This is a genomic window from Prauserella cavernicola (assembly GCF_016595675.1).
Classification (GTDB): Bacteria; Actinomycetota; Actinomycetes; order Mycobacteriales; family Pseudonocardiaceae; genus Prauserella_A; species Prauserella_A cavernicola.
The window spans coordinates 500,576-521,002 of sequence record NZ_JAENJH010000003.1 but is presented as its reverse complement, the minus strand read 5'-3'; the positions used below and the strand labels follow the sequence as shown (position 1 = coordinate 521,002).

The following is a 20,427-nucleotide window of genomic DNA, read 5'->3' as shown; positions in this document are numbered from 1 at the left end:
ACAGTGGCTCAGCGGCGGGAGCCCGCGGGCCGGTCGGTGGCCCAGGGACGGATCTCCTCGACCAGCTTCGCGACCGCGAGCACCAGGTCGTCGGAGTGCCGGGGACCGACGATCTGCAGCCCCACCGGCAGACCGCCCGAGGTGAACCCGGCGGGCACGGTGATGGCGGGCTGCTGCGTCATGTTGAACGGGTAGGTGAAGCGCGTCCACTGTGGCCAGCTCTCCAGCCCGCTGCCCGGGGGCACGTCGTGGCCTGTCTCGAACGGCGGGATCGCCATCGTCGGCGTGATCAGCACGTCGTAGCGCAGGTGGAACTCGCCCATGTGGATGCCGAGCGCGGCGCGAGCGGCCTGCGCGTCGAGGTAGTCGCTCGCCGAGTAGGTGTGCCCCTGTTGCCAGACCTTGCGCAGGCCCTGGTCGATCCGCTCGGCCGAGCCCTCGGGGAAGGTGTCGAGCCACTTCGCCGCACCCGTCGACCACAGCACGTCGAACGCCTCGACCGGGTCGGTGAAGCCGGGGTCGGCCTCCTCGACGGAGAGCCCGGCCTCGCTCAGCGCGGCGACGGTCGAGACCACCGCCTGCGCGACCTCAGGGTCGACGTCGATGTAGCCGAGCGCGGGCGAGAACGCGGCCCGGATGCCGCGCACGTCGCGGCGCACCGCCTCGCGGTACGTGCCGATCGGTGGCGCGAGCGCGGTGGGGTCGCGGTGGTCCGGCGTCGCCAGCACGTCGAGCAACAGCGCGATGTCGTCCACCGAGCGCGCCATCGGCCCCGCGTGCGCGAGCGCGCCGAACGGGCTCGCCGGGAACAGGGGGATGCGCCCCGCGGTCGGCTTGAACCCGACGATGCCGCAGAACGACGCGGGAATGCGCACCGAACCGCCGCCGTCGGTGCCGACCGAGAGCTCGCCCATGCCCGCGGCGACCGCGGCCGCACTGCCGCCGCTGGAGCCGCCGGGAGTCAGCGCCGGGTTCCACGGGTTGCGCGTGATGCCGTCGAGCGGGTTGTCGGTGACGCCCTTCCAGCCGAGCTCCGGCGTGGTCGTCTTGCCGAGCAGCACCAAGCCGTTCTCGCGCATGCGCGCGGTGACCGGGCTGTCGACCTCCCACGGCTGGTCGCGGTCGATGCACACCGAGCCGCGCAGCGTCGGCCAGCCCTGGGTCAGGAACATGTCCTTGATCGAGGCCGGAACACCGTCGAGCCAGCCGATCGGGTTGCCCTCGCGCCAGCGCTCCTCGGACGCCTTCGCGTGATCCAGTGCCACCTCGGGATCCACGAGGGTGAAGGCGCCCAGCTCCTTGTCACGCTGCTCGATCACTTCCAGCGAGGCCTTCGTGGCCTCAACCGGAGACAGTTCCCCCGAGGAGTAGGCCGCCACCAGCTCGCTCGCGGTCAGCATGATTCCGGTGCTCGGCATATGTCTCCTCGATGTGGGTCAGCGGCTACGCGTGCGACGTGGTCGCGCGAGGCGGACCGTCGTACGGCGCCCTCGCTCGTCAACCACTGGACGGAACGTAACCCAACTGCTTGTCGACGATGTTGACCAGGGGCCGCCCGGCGTGCCACCGCCGGAAGTTGTCGGCGAACACCCCGACCAGCGCGTTGCGCCAGCCAACGAAGTCGCCCGACATGTGCGGCGACACGTGCACGTTGTCCATCGTCCACAACGGACTTTCGGCGGGCAGGGGCTCGATGTCGAAGACGTCGAGCGCGGCGCCCGCGATGTGGCCCGAGCCCAGTGCCGCCACCAGGTCGCCGGTGACCACCAGCTCGCCCCGGCCGACGTTGATGAAGCGGGCATCGTCCTTCATCGCGTCGAAGGCGCGGGTGTCGAACATGCCCTTGGTCTGCTCGGTCAGCGGAGCGACCGCCACGACGTAGTCGTACTCGCCGATCCACTCGCCGAGGTTCCCCGAGGCGTGCACGGTGCCGAAGTCGGCGTCACCCTCCCTCGGCGTGCGGCCCGCGCCCGCGACGCTCATCCCCGCCGCGCGCAGCAGGCGCGCGATCGCGCGCCCGATGGGACCGGTGCCGATGACGACCGCCGAGCGGTCCTGGATCCGCTCGCTCTCCCTGTGCAGCCAGGTGCGTTCGCTCTGCAACTTGACCGATCGGGCGAAATCCTTTGCGAACGCAAGGATCTGACCCAGCACGTACTCGGCGATCGAGTTGTCGAACACTCCGCGCGAATTGGTCAGGACCACGTCGCTGTCGCGCAGCCCTGGGAACATCACGGGGTCGACGCCCGCGCTCGCGATGTGCAGCCAGCGCAGCCGGTTCGCGGCATGCCAGGCATCGGGTACGGCCGAGGAGAGAAAGTCGTAGACGAACAACGCGTCGGCGTCGCGCAAGGCGTCGGCCAGACCGTCGGCGTCGGTGTAACGTACTGCCGCCATTTGCTCGATGGGCTCCATGTCCGGGGGGTGCTTGTCCCCACACAGAACCGCGAGCACCGGTGATTCCGTGCCACTCACGTTGACACGGTAAGAGTCAGTCGTATGATTGTCAACAATCCGAGGAGTACCCCCGGAGGCACACTCCTGCAAAGAAAGTCGTCGGAGGTAGAGCCTTGGATTTCGCAGCCCTGGACTTCCCCCTCTTCGAAGGGCCGCTGGCCCAACGGGGTGTCGGCGTGATCGCCCCGTTCGATCTGGCGCTGGAGCGTGAGCTCTGGCGGTGGGTGCCGATGGAGGTCTCGCTGCACCTCGCCAGAACCCCGTACGAGCCGGTTCCGGTGAGCATGGAGATGGCGCATCTGGTCAGCAACGCCCACCACCTCGCCGCGGCGACCCGCGACGTGCTCCACGTGGAGCCGGAGGTGGTGGCCTATCTCTGCACGTCGGGCAGCTTCGTCAGCGGCGTCGACGCGGAGAAGACGTTGACCAAGGTGATCTGCGACGCCGGTGCTCCCGCCGCCGTCACCACCTCGGGCGCGCTGGCCGAGGTGCTGCAGCAGCTCAACCTGTCGCGGATCTCGGTGCTGACCCCCTACGACGCGGACCTCACCGGCAAGCTCCACGACTTCCTCGACGAGCTCGGGGTGCGAACGATGTCGAGCGACCACCTCGGGCTCGGCGGTGGCATCTGGAAGGTCGCCTACCGCACCATCGTCGAGCGGATCGTCGCCGCCAACCACGACGACGCCGAGGCGATCTTCGTCAGCTGCACCAACCTGCCGACCTACGACGTGATCGAGCCGCTGGAGAACGCGCTCGGCAAGCCCGTGCTCACGGCCAACCAGCTCACGATGTGGGCCTGCCTCAAGCGCATGGGCCTGCCGATCGTCGGTCCCGGCAAGTGGCTGCGCGAGGTGTCTTGACCAATACGCGTAGGATTGTCGACAATCTGCAAGGAGGTGTTCAGTGCCCACGATCGGCTTCATCTACCCGGACCACGCGGCGGAGGACGACTACCCGCTGGCCGAGCGCATGCTCGGTGACGGTGCGCGCCTGCCAGTCGAGCACATCTACGGGACCGACCTGCACGCGGTCGCCGAGCTGCTCGATCTCGGCTCGCCGGCTCGCCTCGCCGAGGGCGCCGGGTTGCTCGCCAGGCACGAGCCCGACGCCGTGGTGTGGGCCTGCACGAGCGGCAGCTTCGTCTACGGCTGGGACGGCGCGACCGAGCAGGTCGCCAAGCTCTCGGCCGCCGCTGGCGGGCTGCCGGCGTCGAGCACGTCGTTCGCCTTCGTGCGCGCCGCGAACTCGCTGGGCCTGACCAAGGTCGCCGTCGCCGCGAGCTATCCCGACGACGTGGCGAAGCTGTTCGTGGAGTTCCTCGGGCGAGGTGGCGTCGAGGTCGTGTCGATGTCGGCCGCCGACATCGACACCGCGGCCGAGGTCGGCGAGCTGGCACCGGAGCAGGTGGTGGAGCTGGTCGTCAGCCGCGACCACCCCGACGCCAAGGCCGTGCTCGTCCCCGACACCGCCATGCGCACGCTCGCGCAGATCGACGCGATCGAGCAGCGCATCGGCAAGCCCGTACTCACGGCCAACCAGGTGACCATCTGGGAAGGGCTTCGGCTCACCGGAACCACCCGGGAGGTACCCGACCTCGGCACCCTGTTCAGGGCGAAGGGGGCGTGATCATGTTGGCGGACATCGAACCGGTCAACCGGGAATCCACAGCGGCCATCATCGCGCGCCAGCTCAGGGACGCCATCACGACCGGTTCGCTGCCGCCAGGGACCCAGCTCGGCGAGACGGAGCTGGCCTCCAGATTCCAGGTCTCGCGAGGCCCGCTGCGCGAGGCCATGCAACGGCTCGTCTCCGAGGGCCTGCTGCGCAGCGAGCGCCACCGCGGCCTGTTCGTGATCGACCTCGAACCCGGCGATGTCTACGACATCTACTCGGCCCGCTCCGCCGTGGAGCGGGCCGCCGCCACCCGCGTGGTGCGTTCGGACGATCGCGACCAGGTGGCGGAGCTCCTCGACGACGCCGTCCAGGCGATGGCCGACGCCGACCAGCAGGACGACCCCACCGCGCTGACCGAGGCCGACCTGCGCTTCCACGAGGCGCTCATCGAGGCCTCGGGCAGCAGGCGGCTCGCCAGGATGGCGCGGACGCTGCTGATCGAGACGCGGATGTGCCTGTCGGCGTTGCAGCACACCTACAGCAAGAACTACCAGGGCGTCGACGAGCGCGTCACGGAGCACAACAAGATCATCGAGGCACTGCGGGCGGGCGACGAGGCGTCGCTGCTGGCGCTGCTCGAGGCGCACATGGACGACGCGGTGCAGCGACTGGCACCCGGCAACAGCCTGCACTCCGGCGCCGCGCCCGGTCTGACCCGGGACGGCGTGGACCTGGCCTGAGCGCTCAGCGGGCGGCGACGAGTTCGGTCCCGCGTCGCCCGACCGGGGCAAACCCGGCCGCGGGCTCTGCACCTGGCGGCCACACCCCGTTTTAATCGGCAGGGTGGCCCCGCGACTGCTGAGAAGACCGCACCTGCTCACCCTGCTGCGCCTCGCCGGTTTCGGACTGGTCGTCTCCGCAGAGGTGTCCCTGATCGTCCACCTCGGTGCGCGCTTCGACCCGGTGACGCACTTCGGGTACTTCACCGTGCTCTCCAACGTCTTCGCCGCGCTGGTGCTGCTCGTCGGCGCGTTCGTCCCGGTGCCAGGCCCGATCAGGGGCGCCGCCGTGCTCTACATGGTGGTGACGGGCATCGTCTACGCGGTCCTGCTGCGCGGAGTGGACGTCGGAACCCCGTTGTACGCCAACCAGATCCTGCACGTGGTGATCCCGATCCTGGTGGCCGTCGACTGGCTCGCCGACCCACCGAGGGCGCGGATCGCACTGCGCACGGCACTGTGGTGGCTCGTCTTCCCGCTCGCCTACCTCGCGGTGACGCTCGTCAGGGGGCCGATCCTGAACTGGTACCCGTACCCGTTCCTCGACCCCGGCCAGCGCGGGTACGGCGGCGTCGCGCTGATGAGCCTGTTCGTCGCCGTGATCTTTCTGGTGCTGACGTGGCTGATCACCACCGTCGGCAATGCCAAGCGCGGGCAATCCGGCGCCGCCGTGGAAGCCTGAGTCCGCGCACGAGAGCGGCGGCCGTCCAGTGGACCTGGACGACCGCCGCCTCTCTGCTGACCGTGCTTGTCCTACACCGCCTCGGCGATGGCGGAGCCGAGCTGTGCCGTCGTGGCGGTGCCGCCGAGGTCCGGCGTCAGCACCACGCCCTCGCCCAGCACCTTCTCCACCGCCGCGTTGACGGCCGCCGCTGCTTCCTTCTCGCCGAGCTGCTCGAGCATCATCGTGGCCGCGAGCACCTGCGCCACCGGGTTGGCGATGCCCTGACCCGCGATGTCCGGCGCACTGCCGTGCACGGCCTCGAACATCGAGGGGTGCTCGGACTCCGGGTTGATGTTGCCCGAGGGAGCCATGCCCAGCCCGCCCGTGACCGCCGCGGCCAGGTCGCTCAGGATGTCGCCGAAGAGGTTGGAGCCGACCACCACGTCCAGCCGGTCGGGCTGCTGCACCATCCTCGCCGCGAGCGCGTCGATGTGGGTCTGCTCGGCCCGCACGTCCGGGTACTGGGCGGCGACCTCGCCGAAGACCTCGTCCCAGAACGGCATGGTGTGGATGATGCCGTTGGACTTGGTCGCCGACGTCACCCTGCCGCTGCGCGTGCGCGCCACCTCGAAGGCGTAGCGGATGATCCGCTCGACGCCCACTCGCGTGAACACTGACTCCTGGAGCACGAACTCGCCGGGCTGGCCTTCGTTGTGCCTGCCGCCGAGCGTCGAGTACTCACCCTCCGAGTTCTCCCGGACGATGATCATCTCCAGCTCCTCGGCCGAACGCCCCGCGAGCGCCGAGGTGGTGCCGGGCAGCAGGCGCACCGGCCGCAGGTTCACGTACTGCTGGAAGGCCCGGCGGACCGGGATCAGCAGGCCCCACAGGGACACGTGGTCGGGCACGCCGGGGAAACCGACGGCGCCGAGCAGGATCGAGTCGAACGCACGCAGCTGCTCGATGCCGTCCTCGGGCATCATCGTGCCGGTCTTGGTGTAGCGCTCACAGCTCCAGTCGAACTCGGTCCACTCCAGACCGAAACCGAAGCGCTTCGCTGCTGCGTCGAGTACCTTGCGAGCCTCGATCTGGACGTCGACGCCGATGCCGTCGCCGGGGATCGAGGCGATCCGGTAGTCGGTCACAGGCTCACCGCGATGTACTTGGTCTCGAGGAACTCGTCGATGCCGACCGTGCCGCCCTCGCGACCGAGGCCGGACGCCTTGACGCCACCGAACGGCGCTGCCGGGTTGGACACGATGCCCTGGTTGAGTCCGACCATGCCGGTGTCGAGGCGCTCGCACACGCGCAGCGCCCGCTTGAGCTCGCGGGTGAAGACGTAGCTCACGAGGCCGTACTCGGTGTCGTTGGCCTTGGCGATCGCCTCGTCCTCGGTGTCGAACAGCGAGATCGGCGCGACGGGGCCGAAGATCTCCTCGTCGGACATCCGCGCGCCCTCGGGCACGTCGGTGAGCACCGTCGGCTGGTAGAAGTTGCCGGGACCGTCCACTGTGGCCCCACCGGTGAGCACCTTCGCGCCACGCTGGGCGGCGTCGCTCACGAGCTCGCTGACCTTCTCGATCGCGGCCTCGTCGATGAGCGGGCCCACCACGACGCCGTCCTCGGTGCCCCGGCCGATCGGCAGCGCGGACATGCGCTCGGTCAGCCTGCGGGCGAACTCGTCGGCGATGCCGCGCTGGACGTAGAACCGGTTGGCGGCGGTGCAGGCCTCACCGATGTTGCGCATCTTGGCCTGCATCGCGCCCTCGACGGCCTCGTCGAGGTCGGCGTCCTCGAACACGATGAACGGCGCGTTGCCGCCCAGCTCCATCGACGTGCGCAGCACCTTGTCGGAGCACTGCTCCAGCAACCTGCGACCGACCGCGGTCGACCCGGTGAACGACAGCTTGCGCGCGCGGCCGTCGCGGATCACCGGCTCCATCACCGCGCCGGCGCTGGAGGTGGTGAGGACGTTGAGCACGCCCTCGGGCAGCCCGGCGTCGGCGAGGATCTGCGTGAGCGCCAGCATCGACAGCGGCGTCTGCGCGGCGGGCTTGATCACCATCGTGCACCCGGCCGCCACGGCGGGGCCGATCTTGCGGGTACCCATGGCCATCGGGAAGTTCCACGGCGTGATCAGCACCGAAGGACCGACCGGCTGCTTGGTGACGAGGAAACGGCCACTGCCGTTGGGGGCGGTGGCGTAGCCGCCGTCGATGCGCACGGCCTCCTCGGCGAACCACCGGAAGAACTCGGCGGCGTAGGCGATCTCGCCGCGGGCCTCGGCCAGCGGCTTGCCCATCTCGAGGGTCATGAGGAGCGCGAGCTCCTCCTGGCGCGCCATGAGCGCGTCGTAGGCCCTGCGCAGGATCTCGCCGCGCTCGCGAGGTGCGTACGCGGCCCAGTCCGCCTGCGCGGCGACCGCGGCGTCGAGGGCGGCGATGCCGTCCTCCGGCGAGGCGTCGGCGACCTCGCACAGCACCTCACCGGTCGCCGGATCGCGGACGGCAAACGTCTTGCCGCCCGCGGCTGACGTCCACTTGCCGCCGATGAACAGCTCCTTGTTCACCGCGTCGACCACGCCGGATTCGCTGACCGTGCTCATTCCACAGCTCCCAGGCTCCCTTGGTTTTGACCGGGCTATGACGGCCATGCTACGAATATTGTTGACAATCTACAACCCTGCAGGTCGTACTCGTTGCATGCCCGAAGGAGGCCCCTGTCATGGCCAAGCTGTCCCCACTGCTCAAGCAGGCCACCCCGGTCGTCGTCGACCACGGCGAGGGCGCCTATCTCTATGACGTCGACGGCCGTCGGCACCTCGACTTCACCGCCGGCATCGGCGTCACGAGCACTGGGCACTGCCACCCTCGCGTCGTCGCCGCGGCGCAGGAGCAGGTCGGCAAGCTCATCCACGGCCAGTACACCACCGTGATGCACAAGCCGCTGCTCGAACTGACCGAGCGCCTCACCGAGGTGCTGCCGAGCGGCCTCGACTCCCTGTTCTTCTCCAACTCCGGCAGCGAGGCGGTGGAGGCGGCACTGCGCCTGACCCGCCAGGCCACCGGCAGGCCGAACGTGATCGTGTTCCAGGGCGGTTTCCACGGCCGCACCGTCGCCGCCGCGACGATGACCACCTCGGGCACGCGGTTCAGCGCCGGGTTCTCCCCGCTCATGGGCGGCGTGCACGTGGCCCCGTTCCCGTTCGCCTACCGCTACGGCTGGGACGAGAAGACCGCCACCGACTTCGCGCTGCGCGAGCTCGACTACCTCTTCGCCACGCAGACCTCGCCCGCCGAGACCGCCGCGTTCTTCATCGAGCCGATGCTCGGCGAGGGCGGCTACGTGCCCGCCAACCCCGAGTTCATGGCCGGCCTGCGCCAGCGCGCCGACGAGCACGGCATCCTGCTCGTGATCGACGAGATCCAGACCGGCTTCGGCCGCACCGGCAAGTTCTGGGGCCACCAGCACTTCGACGTGCGGCCCGACGTCATCACCATCGCCAAGGGCCTGGCGAGCGGCTTCCCGATCTCGGGCATCGCGGCCTCGCAGGAGCTGATGGCCAAGGCGTGGCCGGGCTCGCAGGGCGGCACCTACGGCGGCAACGCCGTCGCGTGCGCCGCCGCGGTGGCCACCCTCGGCGTGATCCAGGACGAGGGCCTCGTCGAGAACGCGGCCGCCCGCGGCCGTCAGCTGCTCGAGGGCGCTCGTGCCGTCGCCGACAAGACGCCTGCCATCGGCGACGTCCGCGGCCTCGGTCTGCTCGTCGGCTCGGAGTTCGTCACCCCCGAGGGCAAGCCGGACAACGCCACGGCGTCGGCGGCGCAGAAGCTCGCCGCCGAGCGCGGACTGCTCATGCTCACGTGCGGCGCCCACATGAACGTCGTGCGGATGATCCCGCCGCTGATCGTCACCTCCGAGCAGATCGACGACGCGCTGGAGATCTGGACCGACGTCGTCGCGACCGTCACCAAGTAACCCGAGAGCTCAGGAAGACCCAGGAGAGACCCAGTGGCCCGCTACATCACGATCACGCTCGACAAGCGCGGAGTCACGTGCCGCGCGCGGCTGCTCGACGACGAGGCGCCGCGCACCTGCCAGGCGGTGTGGGACGCGCTGCCGCAGAGCGGCTCGGCCTACCACGCCAAGTACGCGCGCAACGAGGTCTACACCCTCGTGCCGCCGTTCGCGGAGCCGAGGCCGGGCCGCGAGAACCCGACGATCACGCCGATCCCGGGTGACGTCGTGTACTTCGGTTTCGAGCCGTGGGAGATCGGCAACCCGGCCTACGGCTACGACGAGGGCAGCGAGGCGCACAGCGCGCAGGGCGCCACCGACCTCGCCATCTTCTACGGCCGCAACAACCTGCTCATCAACGGCGACGCGGGCTGGGTTCCCGGCAACGTGTTCGCCACGATCGAGGAGGGGCTGCCCGAGATGGCGGCCGCCGCTCAGGACCTCTGGCTACGCGGCGTCGAGGGCGAGACGATGACCTACGCGAGGGCCTGATATCACCCGGAAGGGTGGAAGGCTCAGAATCACCTGTAGTGCCAACGCTTTAACTCGTTCGTGGGCGACCAGCCCCCGAATACCGCATCAAGATCACCATTACACCGGGTGATGGCGGTGCCGGTGACTACGGATCGTCACCGGCACCGCCGAACCCCCGCCCCGCCGCAAAACCCGAAAGACTTACGTGTTTATCCTGAAGGGATTTCGGGTTCGTCTGCGGCGGATTTCGGGCTCTTTGACACCGCTCGGCGGCGCTGAAAACCTTGCCTGGCTTTCGAAAGCAGCTGTGAGCGCACACGGCGATCTCGTGTAATCAATTCCTGTTAAGGAGCCCCTCAATGCAGTTCTTCGTCAGCCACGGCGGCGACATCATCACCGGCGTCCTCGCGCACCTCGCGCACATCCTCGGATGGCTCGTCTGAGGTTGAGGACCTAGCCGGAGGTGGGGTCGGCACGTTGGCGCGGACCGGCCCCACCGCACGGCGAACGTGAATAGCTTTCACGGCCAGCCTCGTACTAGGCTTCCGCCATGGGCGACGAAGCGCAGCGGCTGGCCGAGATCGTCGGCGAACACCACCTCCTGACAGGCGAGGACGTTTCCGAGGACTATGCGGGCGACGAGTCGCTGGTCGGCGAGCCCGTCACTCCGAAGTACGTGGTCAAACCCGCCACCGCCGCCGAGGTCGCCGCCGTACTGGCCGTCGCGACCGAACACCGAATCCCCGTCACCGCCCGCGGTTCCGGCTCCGGACTCTCCGCCGCCGCGAGGCCCCACCCCGACGGCATCCTCGTCTCCTTCGAGCGGATGAACGCGATTCTCGAGATCGACACCACCAACCACGTCGCGGTGGTCCAACCCGGCGTCACACTGTCCGAACTGGACTCCCAGACCGCCGCGAGCGGACTCGGCTACACCGTCTACCCCGGCGAGATGAGCGCGAGCATCGGCGGCAACGTCGGCACCAACGCGGGCGGCATGCGGGCCGTGAAGTACGGCGTCACGCGCAACAACGTCCTTGGCCTGCAAGCGGTTCTGCCCACCGGCGAGGTCATCCGCACCGGCGGCAAGACCGTGAAGACCTCCACCGGCTACGACCTCACGCAGCTCGTGATCGGCTCCGAGGGCACGCTGGCGCTGGCCACCGAGATCACCGTCCGCCTGCATCCCCGGCTCACCCACGGCGCCACGGTGCTGGCCCCCTTCGGCGATCTGGACCAGGTGATGACCGCCGTCCCCGCGATCGTGTCGAGCGGGCTCGCGCCACACGTCCTCGAGTACATCGACGCGCTGACGATGGCCGCGATCACCTACACCGCCCAGCTCTCCCTCGGCATCCCCGACGAGGTGCGCGACGCCACCCAGGCCTATCTGGTGGTGGGGCTGGAGAGCCGTGAGGCCGACCGGCTGGATGGCGACGTCGAGACGCTCGGCGAACTGCTCGGCGAACTCGGCGCCACCGACGTCTACGTGCTCGAGGGCGGCTCGGCGCGCAAGCTCATCGAGGCGCGCGAGAAGGCCTTCTGGACCGCGAAGACCGCGGGCGCCGACGACGTGATCGACGTGGTGGTGCCGCGCGCGGCGATGCCCGAGTTCCTTCGCAGGGCGAGGGAGGTCGCCGCCGGCACCGAGTCCGGTGTGGTCGGCTGCGGGCACGCCGGCGACGGCAACGTGCACCTCGCCATCTTCCAGAAGGACCCGGCCAAGCGCGCGAGCCTGCTGCACGACATTTTCGCGATGGCCATGGAACTCGGCGGGGCGATCTCCGGCGAGCACGGCATCGGCAGGGCGAAGAAGGAGCACTTCCTCGAGCTGGAGGACCCGGCCAAGATCGAGTTGATGAAGCGGGTGAAGGCCGCGTTCGACCCCGCTGGGATCCTGAATCCCGGTGTGCTTTTCGACTAGGACGTTTTCACGAGGAGGACCATGAACGGCGCGCAGTCACTGATCCGCACGCTCGTCGACGCGGGGGTCGACGTGTGCTTCTCGAACCCCGGCACGTCCGAGATGCACTTCGTCGCCGCCCTCGACTCGGTGCCCGAGATGCGGGGTGTGCTCGCGCTCGCCGAGGGAGTCGTCACGGGGGCGGCCGACGGCTACGCGCGCATCGCGGACAAGCCGGCGGCGACGCTGCTGCACCTCGGCCCCGGACTCGGCAACGGCCTCGCGAACCTGCACAACGCGCGCCGGGCCAATACGCCGGTGGTGAACGTGGTCGGCGACCACGCGACCTATCACAAGCGCTACGACGCGCCGCTGGAGTCCGACATCGAGGCCGTCGCGGGCTCGCTGAACGGCTGGGTGCGGCGCAGCGAGAGCACCGCCGACGTCGGCGCCGACGCGGCCGCCGCAGTGGCCGCGTCGCAGGACGCGCCGGGCCGGGTCGCCACGCTGGTGCTGCCCGCGGACGTGTCGTGGGGCGACGGCGGCACTCCGTGCGCGCCCGTGCCGCCGCGCACGGCGAAAGCCGTCTCCGAGACCACGGTGAAGTCGGTGGCCGAGGTGCTGCGCGCGGGCGAGCCCGTCGCCCTGCTGCTCGGTGGCGACGCGTGCCGCGAGTCCGGGCTGCGCGCGGCGAGCCGAATCGCCGAGGCCACGGGCGCCAAGCCGTTCATCGAGACGTTCCCGGGCAGGCTCGAGCGCGGCGCCGGACTGCCGCCGATCGAGCGCCTCGGCTACCTCGCCGAGCAGGTCGCCTACCAGCTCGAGGGCACCCGGCACGTGATCGTCGCGGGCACGCGGTCGCCGGTGTCGTTCTTCGCCTACCCCGGCAAGGCGAGCGACCTCGTGCCCGAGGGTGCGCAGGTGCACACGCTTGCGGACACCGACGACGACGTCGTGGGCGCGCTGGAGGATCTGGCCGAATTGGTCGCGTCGGGCACGGAGCCGGTGCTGGCTCAGCCGCGGCGGCCCGAGCTGCCCAGAGGTGAGCTGACGCCGCAGAACTGGGTCGAGGTCATCGGCGCGCTGCTGCCGGAGCGGGCCATCATCTCCGACGAGGCCAACACCTCGGGCGTGCTGCTGCCCGCCGCCACCGCGGGGGCGCCGCGACACGACGTCCTCACGCTCACCGGCGGCGCGATCGGGCAGGGAATGCCGGTGGCCACCGGCGCCGCCATCGCGGCTCCCGACCGGCCGGTCGTCAACCTGGAGTCCGACGGCAGCGCGCTCTACACGATCCCCGCGCTGTGGACGCAGGCGCGCGAGAACCTGAACGTCACCACGGTGATCCTCAACAACCGCGCGTACGCGATTCTGCGCATGGAGCTGCAGCGGGTGGGTGCCGAGGGCTCCGGGCCGAAGGCGAAGAGCCTGCTCGACCTGTCTCCCCCGGAACTCGACTTCGTCAAGCTCGCCGAGGGAATGGGCGTGCCCGCGACCAGGGCGACAACGGCGGAGGAACTGGCCGAGCAGTTCTCGCGCGCGCTCGCCGAGCCCGGCCCGCACCTGATCGACGCGGCGATTCCGCCGCTGCTCTAGATATTCACAGGAAACTCTTGGAGTAAGCACGGGGCCCCCGACGTTGAGAGGTTAACGGCCGATTCGTCGGGGGTCGGCCTCGCCTGGAGGAGGACCGGCCGTGCTGACCACTCCCCACCTGCCGCTGACGGTGCACACACGATCCGATGCGGCGAGCGATCGCGGGCCGCGCGACATCAACGCAGACGCGGTGGCAACGCACACCGATCCGGCCACGGGACGCATGGCGTTCGCGGTGGCCGACGGGGTCGGCGACCACCTGCTCGCCGCCCGGGCCGCGCGGCTCGCCGCGAGCACCGCGGCGGCCGAGGCCGTGCGCTACGGCGCTGTGGGCGGGCTGCGGCGGGCCCAGCAGGAGCTGCTGACGCAGTTCGAGCAGCCGAAGGCCGACACCGTGCTGGTCGTGGCCCTCTTCCCGCCCGTGGGCACCGAAGAGGAGGTGGTCGACCTCGCGTGGGTCGGCGACTGCAGGGCCTACCGCTGGAACGGGCGCGTGCTGCACCAGATCACCGTCGACCACACGCTCGCCGAGTTCTGGCGGCTCAACGGGGTCACGCCCGCGCCGAGGCTCGAGCACATGGTCACCGACTCGGTGCGCACCGCCAAGGAGGGCGACATCGGCGTCGCGCGCGTCGGCGCCGGTCCCGGCCGGTTGCTGCTGAGCACCGACGGCGTGCACAAGAGCCTGAGCCTGGTGCGCATCAAGGCGATCCTCGCCGACGGCGTGCCGGCGGGCGAGACCGCGGCCACGCTGGTCTCCACCGCCCGAGCCGAGGGCAGCACCGACAACGCCACCGCGGTGGTGGTGGACCGCCTCCTGGCCTGATCCCGAGCTCTCCCCAGATGCGGTGAAGGGCACCTTCCGTGCGTTCGATGCACGGAAGGTGCCCTTCACCGCAGTCTCTCCCGAGAGCCGCTACTCGAGGATCTCGCCCTTCTCGGCCTTGTCCACAAGGGACTGCGGCGGCTCGAAGTGCGCGCCGTAGCGCTGCGCGAGCTCACGCGAGCGCGCGACGAAGCCCTTCAGCCCGCCCGGGTACTGGTTGATGTATTGGATGACACCACCGGTCCACGGCGGGAAACCGATGCCGAAGATCGAGCCGATGTTGGCGTCCTGCACCGAGGTGAGCACGCCCTCGTCGAAGCACTTCACGGTCTCCAGCGCCTCGGCGAAGAGCATCCGCTCCTTGAGGTCCTCGAACGGGATCGTCGCGGAGCCCGAGTCGAACGCCTCGCGCAGACCCGGCCAGATGCGGGTGCGCTTGCCGTCCTCGCCGTACTCGTAGAACCCGGCGCCGCTGGAACGGCCCTTGCGGTCGAACTCGTCGAGCATCCGGTCGATCACGCCCTCGGAGGGGTGCTCGGCCCACGTGCCGCCCGCGGCCTCGACCGCGGCCCGCGTCTCCTGCCGGATCTTGCGCGGCAGCGTCAGCGTCAGCTCGTCCATCAGCTGCAGCGGCGGAGCCGGGTACCCGGCCTGCGAACCGGCCTGCTCGATGCTGGCGGGCTCCACGCCCTCGCCGACGGCCGCGACGGCCTCGTTGATGAACGTGCCGATCACGCGGCTGGTGAAGAACCCACGGCTGTCGTTGACGACGATCGGGGTCTTCTTGATCTGCAGGGTGTAGTCGAAGACCTTCGCGAGCGTGGCGTCGGAGGTCTTCTCCCCGCGGATGATCTCCACGAGCGGCATCTTGTCCACCGGCGAGAAGAAGTGGATGCCGATGAAGTCCTCCTGGCGCTGCACGCCCTCGGCGAGGCCGGTGATCGGCAGCGTCGAGGTGTTGGAGCCCAGCACCGCGTCCGGGTTCACCACGCCCTCGATCTCCTGGAAGACCTTGTGCTTGAGCTCCTGGCTCTCGAACACGGCCTCGATCACGAAGTCGACGCCCTTGAGGTCGGCGGGGTCGCCCGTGGGCGTGATCCGCGCCAGCAGCTCGTCCGATTTCTCCTGCGTGGTCTTGCCGCGTTTGAGGGCCTTCTCCTCCAGCTTGGCGGCGTAGCCCTTGCCCTTCTCGGCGTTCTCCTGCGAGACGTCCTTGAGCACGACCTCGATGCCCGCCTTGGCGCTGACATAGGCGATCGCGGCGCCCATCATCCCGGCGCCGAGCACGCCGACCTTCTTCGCCTGGAACTTCTCGTGGCCGTCGGGCCGCGAGCCGCCGGAGTTGATGTGCTGCAGGTCGAAGAAGAACGCCTTGGTCATGTTCTTCGCGACCTGGCCGATCACCAGGCTGGTGAAGTAGCGGGTCTCGATGAGCGATGCGGTGTCGATGTCCACCTGCGCGCCCTCGATGGCCGCGGCGAGGATCGCGCGCGGCGCGGGCATCGGCGCGCCCTTGAGCTGCTTGCGCAGGTTCGCGGGGAACGCGGGCAGGTTGGCCGCGAAGCTCGGGTTGGACGGGGCGCCGCCGGGGATCTTGTAGCCCTTGGCGTCCCACGGCTGCACGGCCTCGGGGTTGGCCTTGACCCACTCCTTGGCCTTGGGCACGAGCTGGTCCACATCGGACACCAGCTCGTGCACGAGGCCGAGCTCCAGCGCCTTGGCAGGCTTGTGCCGCTGCCCCTGCACGAGCACGTTCAGGATCGCGTTCTGGATGCCGAGCAGGCGCACGGTGCGCACGATGCCGCCGCCACCGGGCAGCAGCCCCAGTGACACCTCGGGCAGGCCGATGACGCTGCCCTTCACGTCGGCCGCGATGCGGTGGTGGCAGGCGAGCGCGATCTCGAGCCCGCCGCCGAGCGCCGCACCGTTGATGGCGGCGACCACCGGCTTGCCGAACGTCTCCAGCCTGCGCAGCTGGGCCTTGAGCTCGTTGCCGAGCTTGGTGACGCTCTCCGCGTCGTCCGGCGCGGCCTTGATCAGGTCGTTGAGGTCGCCACCGGCGAAGAACGTCTTCTTCGCCGACGTCAGCACCACGCCGGTGATCGAGTCCTTCTCGGCCTCGAGCCGGTCGACGGTCGCGCCCATCGACTCGCGGTAGTCCGCGTTCATCGTGTTCGCCGACTGGTTCGGGTCGTCCATCGTCAGCAGGACGATGCCGTCGGCGTCCTGTTCCCAGCGAATGGTCTTCGCCTCGGCCATGCTCAAACCCTCTCGATGATCGTGGCGAGGCCCATGCCGCCGCCGATGCACAACGTCACGAGCGCCCGCCGGGCCTGGCGGCGCTCCAGCTCGTCCACCATCGTGCCGAGGATCATCGCGCCGGTGGCGCCGAGCGGGTGACCCATCGCGATGGCGCCGCCGTTGACGTTGACCTTCTCCTCGGGCAGCTTCAGGTCCTTCATCCACTTGAGGACGACGGACGCGAAGGCCTCGTTGAGCTCGAACAGGTCGATGTCGTCCACGGTCAGGCCCGCGGTCTTGAGCACCTTCTGAGTGGCCGGGGTCGGGCCGGTGAGCATGATCGTCGGGTCGGTGCCGGTGACGGCCGTGGCCACGATGCGGGCCCTCGGCGCGATGCCGATGGTCTTGCCGACCTCCTCGTTGCCGACGAGCACGAGCGCCGCGCCGTCGACAATGCCGGAGGAGTTGCCACCGGTGTGTACGTGGTCGATCTTCTCGACCGAGTGGTACTTCTGCAGCGCGACGGCGTCGAAGCCGCCCATCTCGCCGATGCCCTCGAACGCGGGCCTGAGCTTGCCCAGCGACTCGATGGTGGAACCGGGGCGACGGTGCTCGTCGTGGTCGAGGATCGTCACGCCGTTCATGTCCTTGACCGGCACCACGGACTTGGCGAAGTAGCCGCCCGCCCACGCCTGCTCGGCCAGGTCCTGCGAGCGCACCGCGAAGCGGTCGACGTCCTCGCGGGAGAAGCCCTCGATCGTCGCGATCAGGTCCGCGCCGATGCCCTGGGGCACGAAGTAGGTGTCGTAGTTCGTGGCCGCGTCGGTGAACATCGCACCGCCGTCGGAGCCCATCGGAACGCGCGACATCGACTCGACACCGCCGCCGATCAGCAGGCTGTCCCAGCCGGCGCGCACCTTCTGCGCGGCCTGGTTCACCGCTTCCAGCCCGGAGGCGCAGAACCGGTTGAGCTGCACGCCTGCCACGGTGTCGGGCAGGCCCGACGCCATCGCGGCCGCGCGTGCGATGTCGGCGCCCTGGTCGCCGACGGGCGACACGACGCCGAGCACGATGTCGTCGATCAGCGCGGGGTCCAGGTTGGGGTGCCGCGCCTTGAGCTCGTCGATCAGCCCGACAACCAGGTCGATCGGCTTGGTCCCGTGCAGGGATCCGCCCTTGTTCTTGCCACGGGGCGTCCGAATCGCCTCGTAGATGAACGCCTCTGTACTCACACCAACGGTCCTTCCTGCCCCACGGTATCCATCGCTGTGCTAATCGCTACTAACATAATCCGCCTTCTTCCCATGGTGTCAACGGGTTGTCATCCGGTCAACTGAAGCTAAAGTTGGATCACGTATGAACGAGCGAGCCCCGAAGAGCAAGCGTCCGCGCGACCGGAAGAACCAACTGGCCGGTGTCGCGTCGGAGCTGTTTCGCGACCGCGGCTACCACGGTGTCGGCATCAACGACATCGCCGCGGCGGCCGGGGTGACCGGCCCTGCGCTGTACCGGCACTTCGCCGACAAGCAGGCCATCCTCGGCCAGGTGCTGCTCAGCGGCATCGACGAACTGGAGGCCGCCACCGAGGCCGCGCTGGAGCTCACGGGGACGCCGACACCAGAGCAGATCAGGGCGCTGCTCACCAGCCTCGCCACCAAGTCCGTCGAGCGCAGGGAGATCGCCGCGCTGTGGCGATGGGAGGGCCGTCACCTCGGCAAGGACGACCAGCGCGCGATCCGCGACCGTTCCACGGCGATGCTCACGCAGTGGGCCAAGCTGCTGATGCGCGTGCGGCCCGAGCTGGCCGCCGACGACGCCGAGCTGCTGTGCTGGGCGGGGCTCTCGGTGTTCGGCAGTGTGTCGGTGCACCACACGAGCATCGCGAAACGGCGGTTCGCGCAGCTGCTCGTCGACATCGCGCTGCGCGTGCTGCACACCGAACTACCCGAGCCCGGCGATGCTCCCGTGCCCGAGGCGCCAGCCCCGCTGACCCAGCCCTCGCGGCGCGAGCAACTGCTCACCGCGGCGGCCGAGCTGTTCCGCTCGCGCGGCTTCACCGCCGTGAGCATGGAGGACATCGGCAACGCGGCCGGCATCGCGGGCCCGAGCGTCTACCGGCACTTCCCCAGCAAGGCAGGGCTGCTCGGCGCGATCGGGCGCAGGGCAGCCGACCGGCTCGCGCTCGCGGGCGACCACGCGCTGCGCACGGGCGCGCCCCAGGACGAGCGCGGCGCACTGCGCGGGCTCGCCGAGTCCTACGTCCAGACGCTCACCGGACCGCCCGAGCTCCTCGTGTCGTTCTCGGTCGACCGCGTGCACATCGACGAGCGCGACCGCGGCGACCTGCTGCGCATCCAGCGCGACTACGTGGCCAGGTGGACCTCGCTGCTGGAGGCCGCGCGGCCGGAGCTGAACCAGCGCGAAGCCAAGATCACCGTGCACGCGGCGCTGACGATCGCCAACGACCTCACGCGAACCCGGCGCGTCAGCGGCAGGCCCACATTGCCGGCCGAGCTGGTGACGCTGCTGTCGGCGGTGCTCGACCTCGGTTGAGGCGAACGACTCTGCCGAGTCGTCCCCACCGCGTGCCACCGTGACGCATGGCCACGCGCCGGCGGCTCACGGCGGTCACCGAAGGACACCGGGTGACCACGCTGGAGCTGTTCTTCGACCTCGTCTTCGTCTACGCGATCACGCAGACGGTGGAGCTGATGTCCGACCACCTCACCCTGCTCGGGCTCGCCCAGGGCGTCGTGGTGGTCGCCGTGCTGTGGTGGTGCTGGTGCGCCTACGCCTGGCTCGGCACCACGGTCCGCGCCGACGAAGGTGCCGCCCGGTACGCGCTGCTGGGCGCGATGGCGGTGCTGTTGCTGGTGGCGCTGACCATCCCCGAGGCGTTCACCGACTTCGAGGGCGGCTTGTTCGCGCCGCTGTTGTTCGCCGTCTGCTACCTGCTGGTCCGGCTGCTGCACCTGGGCGCGTACCTCGGCGCCGCGCGGGACGACGCCGCGCTGCGCTCGGTGGTGCTGCGCAGTACGGCTCCCGGGATCTGCGGCGCGCTCATCCTCGCGGGCGCCGCGTTCGCCAGCGGCTGGACCCAGCTCGTCATCTGGGTACTCGCGCTCGGAATCGACTACGTGGGCGTGCGGGCCGCGGGCGCCCACGGCTGGCGGGTGCCCGCGCCGGGCCACTTCGCGGAGCGGTTCGGGCTGGTGGTGATCATCGCGCTCGGTGAGTCGATCGTGGCGATCGGCGTCGGCATCAGCACCCTGCCGATGACGTGGCTCGTGGCGCTCACGGCCACCCTCGGACTGCTGCTGGTGACGAGCCTGTGGTGGCTGTACTTCGGGGTGGTCGCGTCGGTCGCCGAGCGCAGGCTCACCACGGCGACCGGCGACGAGCGCGTCCGCTACGCCACCGACTCCTACACCTACCTCCACCTGCCGCTGGTCACGGGCATCGTGCTGCTGGCGCTGGGGATGAAGAAGGCGCTGCTCTACGTGGCCGATCCGGAGCAGTACCCGCCCGGCGCGGCGCTGCACGGCATCCCGATGTGGGCGCTGACCGGCGGAGTCGCGCTGTACCTCGGCACGCTGAGCGCGCTGCGCAAGCGCAACCTCGGCGGCTGGAACGTCCAGCGCCTGGTCACCGCCGGGGTGCTGCTCGCGCTCACGCCCGCGCTCGAGCTGCTGCCTGCCGCGGCGATGGTGGCCGCGGTGGCCGCGGTGCTGGTCGCGCTCATGGCGTTCGAGCGCTTCGTGCTCGCCGGGCGCAGGGCTCGCCTGATCCAGCACGGCTACTGAGCGCCCGACTGGCGATCGGCCCTGGCGACGAGTTAACCTACTCGCGAGTA

The 20,427-nt window shown here is 69.9% G+C and carries 17 protein-coding genes; 11 read left to right on the top strand and 6 right to left on the bottom strand.

Annotated elements, in window-relative coordinates; all coding sequences use genetic code 11:
• Positions 1-8 precede the first annotated feature (8 nt).
• Positions 9-1,418 (bottom strand): amidase, encoded by a 1,410-nt coding sequence (locus JHE00_RS15795; protein ID WP_200318813.1) that lies wholly within the window; start codon positions 1,416-1,418, stop codon positions 9-11.
• A gap of 79 nt (positions 1,419-1,497) precedes the next feature.
• The gene (locus tag JHE00_RS15790; protein WP_230424173.1) at positions 1,498-2,415 is read right to left on the bottom strand and encodes a D-2-hydroxyacid dehydrogenase; all 918 of its coding nucleotides are present in this window, start codon (positions 2,413-2,415) and stop codon (positions 1,498-1,500) included.
• A 155-nt stretch (positions 2,416-2,570) separates the two neighbouring features.
• Between JHE00_RS15790 and JHE00_RS15785 the strand changes: the two genes are divergently transcribed.
• The 4 genes from JHE00_RS15785 to JHE00_RS15770 all read left to right on the top strand — a co-directional run bounded on the left by JHE00_RS15785 (position 2,571) and on the right by JHE00_RS15770 (position 5,535).
• The gene (locus tag JHE00_RS15785) at positions 2,571-3,320 is read left to right on the top strand and encodes a maleate cis-trans isomerase family protein (RefSeq protein ID WP_200318811.1); all 750 of its coding nucleotides are present in this window, start codon (positions 2,571-2,573) and stop codon (positions 3,318-3,320) included.
• Positions 3,321-3,363: 43 nt separating this feature from the next.
• Positions 3,364-4,086: a maleate cis-trans isomerase family protein gene (locus JHE00_RS15780; RefSeq protein ID WP_200318810.1), complete on the top strand. Its 723-nt coding sequence runs from the start codon at positions 3,364-3,366 to the stop codon at positions 4,084-4,086.
• Positions 4,087-4,088: 2 nt separating this feature from the next.
• Positions 4,089-4,814 (top strand): GntR family transcriptional regulator, encoded by a 726-nt coding sequence (locus JHE00_RS15775; RefSeq protein WP_200318809.1) that lies wholly within the window; start codon positions 4,089-4,091, stop codon positions 4,812-4,814.
• A 103-nt stretch (positions 4,815-4,917) separates the two neighbouring features.
• Complete coding sequence (locus JHE00_RS15770) at positions 4,918-5,535, top strand: Pr6Pr family membrane protein (RefSeq protein WP_200318808.1); 618 nt, start codon at positions 4,918-4,920, stop codon at positions 5,533-5,535.
• A 71-nt stretch (positions 5,536-5,606) separates the two neighbouring features.
• On the opposite strand, the gene JHE00_RS15765 is transcribed toward JHE00_RS15770, so the two are convergent.
• Both JHE00_RS15765 and JHE00_RS15760 read right to left on the bottom strand, forming a co-directional pair.
• Entirely contained in the window at positions 5,607-6,662 is a 1,056-nt protein-coding gene (locus JHE00_RS15765) for a tartrate dehydrogenase (protein WP_200318807.1), read from the bottom strand.
• Complete coding sequence (locus tag JHE00_RS15760; protein ID WP_200318806.1) at positions 6,659-8,122, bottom strand: NAD-dependent succinate-semialdehyde dehydrogenase; 1,464 nt, start codon at positions 8,120-8,122, stop codon at positions 6,659-6,661. Before JHE00_RS15760 ends, JHE00_RS15765 begins: the two co-directional genes overlap by 4 nt.
• Before the next feature lie 119 nt (positions 8,123-8,241).
• On the opposite strand from JHE00_RS15760, the gene JHE00_RS15755 reads away from it, so the two are divergent.
• From JHE00_RS15755 to JHE00_RS15735, 5 genes are all read left to right on the top strand, one after another.
• Positions 8,242-9,495, top strand: coding sequence for an aspartate aminotransferase family protein (locus JHE00_RS15755; protein ID WP_200318805.1), 1,254 nt, complete (start codon positions 8,242-8,244; stop codon positions 9,493-9,495).
• A 33-nt stretch (positions 9,496-9,528) separates the two neighbouring features.
• Positions 9,529-10,026: a DUF3830 family protein gene (locus tag JHE00_RS15750; RefSeq protein WP_200318804.1), complete on the top strand. Its 498-nt coding sequence runs from the start codon at positions 9,529-9,531 to the stop codon at positions 10,024-10,026.
• Positions 10,027-10,558: 532 nt separating this feature from the next.
• The gene (locus JHE00_RS15745) at positions 10,559-11,932 is read left to right on the top strand and encodes an FAD-binding oxidoreductase (RefSeq protein ID WP_200318803.1); all 1,374 of its coding nucleotides are present in this window, start codon (positions 10,559-10,561) and stop codon (positions 11,930-11,932) included.
• Between the two features lie 21 nt (positions 11,933-11,953).
• Positions 11,954-13,507 (top strand): acetolactate synthase large subunit, encoded by a 1,554-nt coding sequence (locus JHE00_RS15740; RefSeq protein WP_200318802.1) that lies wholly within the window; start codon positions 11,954-11,956, stop codon positions 13,505-13,507.
• Positions 13,508-13,607: 100 nt separating this feature from the next.
• Positions 13,608-14,333: a PP2C family protein-serine/threonine phosphatase gene (locus JHE00_RS15735; RefSeq protein ID WP_307831957.1), complete on the top strand. Its 726-nt coding sequence runs from the start codon at positions 13,608-13,610 to the stop codon at positions 14,331-14,333.
• A 90-nt stretch (positions 14,334-14,423) separates the two neighbouring features.
• On the opposite strand, the gene JHE00_RS15730 is transcribed toward JHE00_RS15735, so the two are convergent.
• The gene (locus tag JHE00_RS15730) at positions 14,424-16,592 is read right to left on the bottom strand and encodes a 3-hydroxyacyl-CoA dehydrogenase NAD-binding domain-containing protein (protein ID WP_200318801.1); all 2,169 of its coding nucleotides are present in this window, start codon (positions 16,590-16,592) and stop codon (positions 14,424-14,426) included.
• A 2-nt stretch (positions 16,593-16,594) separates the two neighbouring features.
• Positions 16,595-17,806 (bottom strand): acetyl-CoA C-acetyltransferase, encoded by a 1,212-nt coding sequence (locus JHE00_RS15725; protein ID WP_200318800.1) that lies wholly within the window; start codon positions 17,804-17,806, stop codon positions 16,595-16,597.
• Between the two features lie 124 nt (positions 17,807-17,930).
• Here JHE00_RS15725 and JHE00_RS15720 point away from each other — a divergent pair, with 124 nt between their 5' ends.
• Complete coding sequence (locus JHE00_RS15720) at positions 17,931-19,127, top strand: TetR/AcrR family transcriptional regulator (protein ID WP_200318799.1); 1,197 nt, start codon at positions 17,931-17,933, stop codon at positions 19,125-19,127.
• A gap of 47 nt (positions 19,128-19,174) precedes the next feature.
• Positions 19,175-20,377, top strand: coding sequence for a low temperature requirement protein A (locus JHE00_RS15715; protein WP_200318798.1), 1,203 nt, complete (start codon positions 19,175-19,177; stop codon positions 20,375-20,377).
• Positions 20,378-20,427: the final 50 nt, after the last annotated feature.

Excerpts from the sequence above, each read along its gene's own strand:
- JHE00_RS15795 (WP_200318813.1), bottom strand. The coding sequence starts at position 1,418 with ATGCCGAGCACCGGAATCATGCTGACCGCGAGCGAGCTGGTGGCGGCC.
- JHE00_RS15790 (WP_230424173.1), bottom strand. The coding sequence starts at position 2,415 with ATGGAGCCCATCGAGCAAATGGCGGCAGTACGTTACACCGACGCCGAC.
- JHE00_RS15775 (WP_200318809.1), top strand. The coding sequence starts at position 4,089 with ATGTTGGCGGACATCGAACCGGTCAACCGGGAATCCACAGCGGCCATC.
- JHE00_RS15760 (WP_200318806.1), bottom strand. The coding sequence starts at position 8,122 with ATGAGCACGGTCAGCGAATCCGGCGTGGTCGACGCGGTGAACAAGGAG.
- JHE00_RS15755 (WP_200318805.1), top strand. The coding sequence starts at position 8,242 with ATGGCCAAGCTGTCCCCACTGCTCAAGCAGGCCACCCCGGTCGTCGTC.
- JHE00_RS15745 (WP_200318803.1), top strand. The coding sequence starts at position 10,559 with ATGGGCGACGAAGCGCAGCGGCTGGCCGAGATCGTCGGCGAACACCAC.
- JHE00_RS15740 (WP_200318802.1), top strand. The coding sequence starts at position 11,954 with ATGAACGGCGCGCAGTCACTGATCCGCACGCTCGTCGACGCGGGGGTC.
- JHE00_RS15730 (WP_200318801.1), bottom strand. The coding sequence starts at position 16,592 with ATGGCCGAGGCGAAGACCATTCGCTGGGAACAGGACGCCGACGGCATC.
- JHE00_RS15720 (WP_200318799.1), top strand. The coding sequence starts at position 17,931 with ATGAACGAGCGAGCCCCGAAGAGCAAGCGTCCGCGCGACCGGAAGAAC.
- JHE00_RS15715 (WP_200318798.1), top strand. The coding sequence starts at position 19,175 with ATGGCCACGCGCCGGCGGCTCACGGCGGTCACCGAAGGACACCGGGTG.